This window comes from Candidatus Ichthyocystis sparus (assembly GCF_900078745.1).
Taxonomy (GTDB): Bacteria; Pseudomonadota; Gammaproteobacteria; order Burkholderiales; family 2013Ark19i; genus Ichthyocystis; species Ichthyocystis sparus.
This window is the reverse complement of sequence record NZ_FKII01000076.1, coordinates 1-1,260: the sequence shown is the minus strand read 5'-3', so window position 1 is coordinate 1,260 and position 1,260 is coordinate 1. Positions and strand designations below refer to the sequence as shown.

The 1,260-nt window shown below is 39.3% G+C and carries 1 protein-coding gene; it reads left to right on the top strand.

Annotated features, from left to right (window positions below; genetic code table 11):
* The coding region (locus A6733_RS09090; protein WP_242641609.1) for a hypothetical protein at window positions 1-830 on the top strand (830 nt) is incomplete at its 5' end.
* Window positions 831-1,260: the final 430 nt, after the last annotated feature.

The following is a 1,260-nucleotide window of genomic DNA, read 5'->3' as shown; positions in this document are numbered from 1 at the left end:
CACCTTCTTTTTTGCCTGCTCCTTTGCCTTCATCTTCACCTCCATCTGGGTTGGAAGTAGATGCTGGTATTTTATCTTTTTCTCCATCGGCTGGAGAAGATAGAGTAAGGTTGACTACGTTTGGTGCTGATTCTGCATTTTGTGATTTGGGGGATGAATCACTTCCGCCTCCTTCTTCACCTTCGATTTCACCCGCGTCTTCATCTTCATATTTATCTTCATCTCCATCTGAATTAGGATTGGATGCTGATGTTTCCTCTTCCTCTACGAAATCATCTGTATCGAGTAGAGAAATGGTTGGGCCAGCTACGGAGGTTATTGTTTCTGAGTCGGGAGTTTTAGTAGGTGAATTAACTCCTGTGTGCTCATCTGAGCAGCCAATAGTTCCAATTACTGTCTCTTCTTCTATTTCTATTTCCTCTATTGGAGAATCTTCCACGGCAGCTAGTAGTAGTTCTTCTGTTTATGTTCACGGACTTAAGAAAGCACTTATTATGAAATTTAAGAGTCCTTTTGAGGTATCTACTACTACTAGTAATGTCACTGCTGAACCTTCCTCTTCGATATCTATGAGTAGTAGTGTTGTTTCTGGGCCTTCCTCTTTTGCACCTATTGGTGTTGGTAATGTTCCGCTAGTGGCTACTGATACCGATACTGTTTCTGAGGATGTGGGAGTGAGATTCGCAGCATTGCTGAATCGAGGGCTTCCGCCTTCACCACCTGCCGGTGAATCTAGTGGGCCTATGAGAGGCGGTAGAGGAAGGTTGTCTTCTTCACATCGTGGTAGTGCTCAGAGAGTAAGAGGACGTAAAAGGAAAAGGAGGAGTTAATTGTTAGAACTGATCTTACTTCTTACTATTAGCGTTACATAATTTTATGCGTTTTTTTGTGCATAGATGGTTCGTTTTTATACTATGTTAAGTACTGTGGGTTTCGTTTCTTCATATGATATATGATTAAACGGAAGTCGTTTTCTGGAGCTATCGGGTAATAATGTGTCTCACGCTGATTATGCAGTAGCTAGGAATATTTGTGGAATTAAAAAAATAAATTTCATGTGTGAATTTTTTTATTTTATACGTAATTTATGCTAGTTTGACGAAGGAATCATTCATAACGGAATTGTGTATCAATATATACATTGAATGTCTATGTTGCACGTGATACATGATTTTTCAAGGTTTGTACGACCTTTGTATAAACTACAAAGGTACTGTACTACTCGTAGCATCGATCGATACTTGTATTTTTTTATTTAAT